This window comes from Celeribacter sp. (genome assembly GCF_048259695.1).
GTDB lineage: Bacteria > Pseudomonadota > Alphaproteobacteria > Rhodobacterales > Rhodobacteraceae > Celeribacter.
The window spans coordinates 1-6,953 of record NZ_JBLXHL010000038.1 but is presented as its reverse complement, the minus strand read 5'-3'; the positions used below and the strand labels follow the sequence as shown (position 1 = coordinate 6,953).

The window sequence follows — 6,953 nt, the reverse complement described above, 5'->3', positions numbered from 1 at the left end:
TGGGCTGGAGGGGCAATCATCGAACATCAGGCTGCCAGCGCCGGCGCGACCTTACGGGTGATCATCCCCGGCGGGAAGTTCCAGGGGGTGATCGCCGCCGTAACCCCCACCGGCTGGCGCAGCACCGAGAAGCGCTGGCCGGGGCTCGGCGCGGGGATGATATCGCCATAGACCCGCTTCGCCTCTTCCGCGAACCACTCGATGAACGACGCGGCACAACGGATCTCGCCGCGCGCCTCGTGCAGCGGTTTTCCCTGTTCGAGGGTCATGATGCGCGCCAGATCGTCGGCCGCGTCGGTGATCAGGCCGAACCACTGGCGCAGGATCGCGCTGCGCTCGGCGGCCGGGCGCGCGGCCCACGCCCGCTGTGCCCGCTCGGAGTGCGCGATCACCGCCTCGATCTCGGTGTTGGACAGCGCCGGAACAGTGCCGACAAGCGAGCCGTCGGCGGGATTGAGCACCCTCACCACGGCGCCCGAGGCGGCCTCCTGCCAGCCACCGTCTATCAGGCAGGCCCCCTTAAGGAGACTCGCATCGTTCAGATCGTGCATGTCGCACCTTTCATCTTGCTTGAATTTTTCTGCTGTGCCGGACGCCCGAGGCCGCCCACCGCCGAGGCGGTCAGTCGCCGGGCGGGCCCGACTCGCTGAGACTGAGGGCTAGTCCCGGTTGCGCCACGATTATTTCCTGCGCGACCGCCTCGATCGACTTGCGCCCGTTCATCGCCGCTTTCTGCAGGTGTTTGTGCGCCTCAACCATGTCCATCTGGTGCTGATGGCACAGCATCAGCTTGGCCACATGCACCGCGGTCAGCGCCAGTGCCCGACCTTCGGCCTCCGCAATCCGCCGCGCGTCGCCCTGCCGGCGTCGCCAAAGATCGCGGCTGATCATCAGGTTGGTGAGCAGGCCGAAGGGTTTGATCGGCCGTTCGATCACCGCCGCCGCGCCAAGTTCCAGAACCAGTTGCAGCGTCGAGGGATCTTCGTAGCCGGTCAGCGCGATCGTCGGTGGACTGCGGTCGGTCAGATTGTCGATCAGCCGCCGCACCTCGTCCCGGGCATCAGCTTCGACGGTGACGATCGCGACATCTGCATCGTCGGGCAGCCGCGCCGGGATCGGCCACTCCAGCCGCGGCAGACAGCCAATCCTGATGAGGTGAGTCACCAGTACCTCCGCCTCCTCGCCCGGAGGCAGTAGGACCAGGACCCGTGTCCCCTTCAGGTCGCTGATGCGTGGCTTCCGGCGGGCGCTAGACATCTTCGGGCGTACGGTCCTCTATGCAATGTTCGACCATGTACGGCTCGGGGCGAACCGGCTCGGGCGCCGTCTCGAGCACCTCAAACAGCCCGTCGCTCGCGGCGCGCGCGACCCGCGGCCAGAGGTAGCTGTGGTGGGTCGCCGCATCCAGCCGAACCGGACCCTCCGGCGCGTCGAAGGTCACGCCCCACAGCGCCTCGCGCACCCGCTCTACGGTCAGTTCGCCACAGGCAAGGGCCGCGGCAGCGAACAGATGCACTTGAAAGTAAGCCGCTTCGGCGCCTGAGGTGATCGGCATCTCCGCGCCAAAGCGCGCCTGCATCGCAGCGACGAACTTGCGGCTGGCCGGGGTGTCGAGCGTGGCGAAATAAGGGGCCGCGGCGATGCAACCCTCGGCCACATCCGCCCCCATGCGCGCAAGGTCGGATTCATTGGTCGCTAGGCTGGCGATGGTCACCCCGCGGGCGCGCAGCGAGGTGCGCGCGAAAGCCTGGTAAAGACGGATAGTGTCACTGCCGACAACCGTGGAGTAAATGAAATCCGGCTGGACCTGTTCCAGCTTCGCCATCACCGCCGCCAGCGCGGCGTCGCTCGCGCCGATCGGCAGGTAGTCCTCGCCCAGGATCTCGCCGTCGGCCTGCTCGAACAGGTCGCGCATGATGCGGTTCGATTCATGCGCATAGATATAGTTGTTGCCTATGAAATAGCCGCGCGGGCCGTAGTGCCGCAGCAGGTGGCGGGCGATGGGCAGGCAGTTCTGGTTCGGTGCCGCGCCGGTGTAGATGCAGTTCTTCGAGAATTCGAAGCCCTCGTAAAGCGTCGGGTAGAACAGCAGCGCCTGCCGGCCCTCGATCATCGGCAGCACCGCCTTGCGCGAGTTCGACATATGCGTGCCGAACAGCGTGCGCACACCAAACTGATCGCACAAGGTTTCGGCTGCGCGCAGGTAATCTGCCGGGCGCGGCCCGACCGGCACCCGCACCGGCACCAACGGCACACCATTGATCCCCCCTGCCTCGTTGACCTCGCTGATCGCCAGCTCGGTCGCGGCGGCCTGGGTCGCCTCGACGGCCGCGGTCGGGCTACTGTCCGAGTACAACAGCCCGACCGGAAGGCCATCACGATTACGGTTCAGCGAATGCATCAGAGCGTCTTCCAGTCATGCGCCGCCTCGAAGGCCGCTGCCGCACGGTACAGCAAGGCTTCGGAGAAATCCTGCCCGACGAGCATCATACCCACCGGCAGACCGTTGCGCTTGGCACAGGGCACGCTGAGCGCCGGCAATCCTGTGGCGTTGAACGGCGCGGTATTAGCGTTCATTTCCAGCGCCCGGCCCACAAAAGTCGCCGCATCGCAGCCTGGCTCCGGCAGCTTCGGTGCCTGCAGCGGAACGGTCGGCATCAGCAGCACATCGTAGTCGGCCAGCACCGTCTCGTAGGCCCGCTTGAGCTGCCTCACGAGGTTCTGCGCCTTGGCGCAATACTGGCCATGATAGCGCGTACCAAAGTAATGCGCTGCCAGCAGCACCGATTTCATATCTTCCGGGAACAGCGCCGCGTTGTCGCGCCAGTCGCGCTGCGCGCGCATCAGCGACGACAGGTAAAGCCCTTTCCAGTTCGAGCCGTAATTCTGGCCCTCAAGCTGGCGCACCGTCCCCTCGACCGCGATCGGCGACCAGATGGCATGACCCTTGCGGTGCAGCGGCAGCGAGATCTCGTCCACCGTCGCACCAAGCTCGGCATAATGCGCCGCCGCGGCGCGCACGGCCTTGTCCACATCGGGCTCGGAGTTCTCCCAGTCAAACCCCTCGCGGATCAGCGGGATCCGCAGGCCGGCACAGCCGGCATCGAGCCCGGCGGTGTAGTCGCGTTTTTCGGGCAGGCCGACCTGCCGCGGATCGAGACCGTCGGCCCCCGCGACCACCTCCAGAACGCGGGCGTTGTCGCGCACGGTGCCGGACATGATGCCGGCGTGGTCGAGGGTCATCTCCACCGGCATCACTCCAGTGTAGGGCACCAGCCCATGCGTCGCCTTCATCCCAACAAAGCCCGCATAAGCCGCGGGGATGCGCACCGATTCCCCCTGGTCGGCGCCGATCGCCACATCGACCAGCCCCGCAGCCACCAGAGCAGAACAGCCCGACGACGAGCCCCCTGCCGAGCGCGTTTCGTCATGCGGGTTGCGCACCGGGCCGAGCGCGCTGGTGTGGCTGCTGCCGGAGACGCAGAAATACTCGCATTGCGCTTTACCCTGGATCACCGCACCGGCATCCAGCATCCGCGTCACAAGGGTCGCGTCGATCTCCGGCATGTAGCCTTCGAGCGTCGAAGCGCCGTTCATCATCGGCACGCCCGCAAGGCAGACATTGTCTTTCAGCGCGACACTCAGCCCTGCGAGAGCGCCCCCTTCGGATCCCTGAACCTCGGACAGCACGTACCAGGCGTTATAGGGGTTGTCCTCGGGAGCCGGGCGGTGGCCCGGTTTGCGCGGATAGCGCACCTCGGGCAGGCTCTCGGTCAGCGCGTCAACGATCTGGTAGTCGTCGCTGACCCCGTCGAGCAGCGCGCGGAACGCCTCGATATCATCGGCGTCGAGCGCAAGGTTGTAGTGGAGGCTCGCAGCGGCGATCGTCGAGGCGGCGGCCGAGACAGAGGCATGGACGAGCCAGCGCGCCGCCGAAATCCAGAAGGAAGACACCGAATGGCTGACCTCCGAAGGCGGCATGACGCTGGTCGAATTCGATGCCTCCGGTGTGCAGGATGCCATCAAGTCGATCCCTCAAAGCGTCCTCGGCGATGACGGCGTCGCGCTCTACGAGCGGATCCGGGCCACGACCTATTGACGCAACAGATCGAGCAGGAAAGCCGGCCCATGAAAATCCTCGGAGCACTGACCACCGTTGCAGTCTGCGCAATCTTCGTTCTGCTGTACGCGCTGGTCCTGGCGCAGCTCGTGGGCCGGACTTTCGGAATTTCCTTCCTCTTTTCCGAGGACGTGATCTCGATCCTGTTCATCTGGTTCGTCATGGGCGGCAGCGTCGTCGCCTACGTGACGCGTGAGCACCTCGAAGTCGATCTGCTGCATGCCAGCCTCGCGCCAAAGCTGTCGCGTCTCACGCAGCGGCTGTGGACCTTGGTCATCCGGCTCGCCGAGGCGGTCTTCCTCGGGGTGTTCGCCTGCGCGCTCTACCTGATGGCCCAGAAAACCTGGGGGGCGCATTACGGCGCCCTGCCGGGGTTCCGCTATGGCTATGTCTACGCCGGCGTTCTCGTGACCGCTCTGGTGTCCCTGGTCGTCGTCCTGCGCCACCTGATGGCCGATCTGCGCGACCATTCCGGCAAGTAAGGAAACTTCTCCATGACGTCTCTTGCGGTCGCCCTCGGGCTGATCTTTCTTTTCCTTGCGCTGCGCATTCCCGTCGCGGCTTCGGTCGGTCTGGCCGCCATGGCAGCCGGTGCGGTCGAGATGGGCTGGCGCTTTCTTCCGGTGTCGGCGCAGGTGATGGTCGACGGGGTGAACAGCTTCGTTCTGGTCGCGGCACCGTTCTTCATGCTTGCGGGCGAGGCGATGAACAAGGGCGGGCTGACGACCCGCATCTTCCGGCTCGCCAGCGCCATCGTCGGGCATCTTCCGGGCGGGCTGGGACAGGTCAATATCCTCGCCAGCATGATGTTCGCCGGCATGACCGGCTCTGCCATCTCGGATGCGGTCGGACTCGGAAAGATGGAGATCCGCGCCATGAATGAGCGCGGGTATGATCCCCGTCTCTCTGCAGCCATCACCTCTGCCTCGTCGATCATCGGCCCGATGATCCCGCCGAGCGTGCCGATGGTGATCTACGGATCGCTTGCCGGGGCGTCGATCGGCGGGCTCTTCCTCGCGGGCATCGTTCCGGGCATCCTCATGGGGCTGTCGCTGATGGTCACCGTGTGGATCTACGCCTACCGCGGGCATTGCCCCAAGGAGCCGCGGGCGAGCCGCAGCGAGCTCTGGGCGGCGGCGAAAAGTGCCCTGCCCTCGCTGGCCCTGCCGGTCATCGTCGTCGGCGGCATCTACTCCGGCGTCTTCACTCCGACCGAGGCGGCCATCGTCTCTGCCACCTACGCGCTGGTGCTGGCCTTCTGCTACCGCGAAATGACCCTGCGCGATCTGGGCGGCATCCTTGCCCGCGTCGCCTCGGCCAGCGGCGGCCTGTTCCTGATCGTTGCCGCGACGGTTCTGCTTGGCTGGATGGTCACCCGCTCCGGCGTCATGATCGAGGTCGCGCTCTGGCTCGGCAACTCGGTGGAAAGCAAGTGGGCGCTGATGCTGATCATCGCGGGGATCTGCCTCGTGGCCGGTCTCTTCATGGAGCCCGTTCCGGCGCTCGTGCTGCTGGTGCCGATCCTGCTGCCGGCGGTCAAGATCCTGCAGATCGACCTGATCCACTTCGGGATCGTCATGGTCCTTGGTGTCACCACCGGCCTGCTGACCCCACCCGTCGGGCTGATCCTCTTCATCGTCGCACAGATCGCCGAGATCAAGATCGACCAGATGATCCGCGCGATCGTTCCCTTCCTGATCCCGCTGCTGCTGGTCCTGCTGCTCATCGCGGTCTTCCCGGTGATCACGCTGGGGCTCCCCAACTTCCTCTACCCGCTCTGACCACCTTTCCCTGCCGAGGCCAAATCATGTCCGACTACACGCTTTCAGACGAGACGCGCGCGCGGCTCAAGCGCGTCTCCACCGCCTCCATCGCCACGCAACTCTACAAGCGCGGCCTGCGCAGCCAGTTCATCCAGGGGGTGAAATCCGTCTCGGACAAGTCCGAGAACATGGTCGGCCAGGCCTTCACCCTGCGCTACATCCCCGCGCGCGAGGACCGCAACCCGCTCGAGGTGTTCCGCAACGCAGACCATCCGCAGCGCGTCGCGGTCGAGACCTGCCCGCCGGGCCACGTGCTGGTGATGGACGCACGCAAGGACGCACGTGCGGCCACTGCCGGCTCGATCCTCGTGACCCGCCTCGCGGTGCGTGGCTGCGCCGGCGTGGTCTCGGATGGCGGCTTCCGCGATGCCCACGGCATCGGCCAGCTCGACATGCCGGCCTATTGCGCGACTGCGTCCGCGCCGACCAACCTGACGCTGCACGAGGCCTTTGATATCAACGTGCCGATCGCCTGCGGCGACGCGCCTGTCTTCCCCGGCGACGTGCTGGTCGGCGACCGCGACGGCGTGATGGTGATCCCGGCGCATCTGGCCGATGAGATCGCCGAGGTCTGCGACGGCATGGAAAGTTTCGAGGACTTCGTGCTCGAGCAGGTGCTGGCGGGCGCGCCGATCATCGGGCTCTATCCCTGCACCATGGACGAGAACCAGAAGAAATACGACGCTTGGCGCGCGCAGACCGGGCGCTGATCCGGGTCTCGGGACCGCTGTCGCTGCTGATGGCTTTCGCAAAAGATCGACGCGGGCCTCGCTAAAATGCCGCGTTGCGCCTCCCCCTGGCTTTGCCCCCGGCCAAGAGGCACGCGCCTGCGCGATGCCCCGCGGGGCAAGCGACCGCATGTGCCCGCCGCAGCGCCGTTCCGCGTTTTCAGCCGTCAAGCCGAGTCGCGCTGCACAATCTCAAAGCCAAGGTCGATCACTGAGGGCCCGCTTCGGTCGCCGCCGAGGCGGGCCAGCATTGCCTGCGCCGCGGCACGGCCAAAGGCGGCA

At 66.1% G+C, this 6,953-nt stretch carries 7 protein-coding genes; 3 read left to right on the top strand and 4 right to left on the bottom strand.

Annotated features, from left to right (window positions below; all coding sequences use genetic code 11):
• Window positions 1-26: 26 nt before the first annotated feature.
• The 4 genes from ACN0Q0_RS17130 to ACN0Q0_RS17115 form a co-directional block, all read right to left on the bottom strand.
• The gene (locus ACN0Q0_RS17130; protein ID WP_417244437.1) at window positions 27-551 is read right to left on the bottom strand and encodes an aldehyde dehydrogenase family protein; all 525 of its coding nucleotides are present in this window, start codon (window positions 549-551) and stop codon (window positions 27-29) included.
• Window positions 552-621: 70 nt separating this feature from the next.
• Entirely contained in the window at window positions 622-1,257 is a 636-nt protein-coding gene (locus tag ACN0Q0_RS17125; protein ID WP_417244436.1) for an ANTAR domain-containing response regulator, read from the bottom strand.
• Complete coding sequence (locus tag ACN0Q0_RS17120) at window positions 1,250-2,401, bottom strand: transporter substrate-binding domain-containing protein (protein ID WP_343504463.1); 1,152 nt, start codon at window positions 2,399-2,401, stop codon at window positions 1,250-1,252. The genes ACN0Q0_RS17125 and ACN0Q0_RS17120 overlap by 8 nt, the downstream gene beginning before the upstream one ends.
• On the bottom strand, window positions 2,401-3,981 hold the full coding sequence (locus ACN0Q0_RS17115) for an amidase (protein WP_417244435.1): 1,581 nt from the start codon (window positions 3,979-3,981) through the stop codon (window positions 2,401-2,403). Before ACN0Q0_RS17115 ends, ACN0Q0_RS17120 begins: the two co-directional genes overlap by 1 nt.
• A 147-nt stretch (window positions 3,982-4,128) precedes the next feature.
• Between ACN0Q0_RS17115 and ACN0Q0_RS17110 the strand changes: the two genes are divergently transcribed.
• Genes ACN0Q0_RS17110 through ACN0Q0_RS17100 form a run of 3 tightly spaced genes read left to right on the top strand, consistent with a single transcriptional unit; the run spans window position 4,129 to window position 6,653 of the window.
• The gene (locus ACN0Q0_RS17110; RefSeq protein ID WP_343504465.1) at window positions 4,129-4,602 is read left to right on the top strand and encodes a TRAP transporter small permease; all 474 of its coding nucleotides are present in this window, start codon (window positions 4,129-4,131) and stop codon (window positions 4,600-4,602) included.
• 12 nt (window positions 4,603-4,614) lie between these two features.
• Complete coding sequence (locus tag ACN0Q0_RS17105; protein ID WP_343504466.1) at window positions 4,615-5,901, top strand: TRAP transporter large permease; 1,287 nt, start codon at window positions 4,615-4,617, stop codon at window positions 5,899-5,901.
• A 26-nt stretch (window positions 5,902-5,927) separates the two neighbouring features.
• Window positions 5,928-6,653 carry a ribonuclease activity regulator RraA gene (locus ACN0Q0_RS17100; RefSeq protein ID WP_343504467.1) on the top strand — a complete coding sequence of 242 codons (726 nt, stop codon included), beginning with the start codon at window positions 5,928-5,930 and terminating at the stop codon, window positions 6,651-6,653.
• The last annotated feature ends 300 nt before the right edge of the window (window positions 6,654-6,953 follow it).

What these genes read in the sequence shown, in the direction of transcription:
- ACN0Q0_RS17110 (WP_343504465.1), top strand. Translation starts at nt 4,129, where the DNA reads ATGAAAATCCTCGGAGCACTGACCACCGTTGCAGTCTGCGCAATCTTC.
- ACN0Q0_RS17115 (WP_417244435.1), bottom strand. Translation starts at nt 3,981, where the DNA reads ATGCCGCCTTCGGAGGTCAGCCATTCGGTGTCTTCCTTCTGGATTTCG.
- ACN0Q0_RS17130 (WP_417244437.1), bottom strand. Translation starts at nt 551, where the DNA reads ATGCACGATCTGAACGATGCGAGTCTCCTTAAGGGGGCCTGCCTGATA.
- ACN0Q0_RS17125 (WP_417244436.1), bottom strand. Translation starts at nt 1,257, where the DNA reads ATGTCTAGCGCCCGCCGGAAGCCACGCATCAGCGACCTGAAGGGGACA.
- ACN0Q0_RS17100 (WP_343504467.1), top strand. Translation starts at nt 5,928, where the DNA reads ATGTCCGACTACACGCTTTCAGACGAGACGCGCGCGCGGCTCAAGCGC.
- ACN0Q0_RS17105 (WP_343504466.1), top strand. Translation starts at nt 4,615, where the DNA reads ATGACGTCTCTTGCGGTCGCCCTCGGGCTGATCTTTCTTTTCCTTGCG.
- ACN0Q0_RS17120 (WP_343504463.1), bottom strand. Translation starts at nt 2,401, where the DNA reads ATGCATTCGCTGAACCGTAATCGTGATGGCCTTCCGGTCGGGCTGTTG.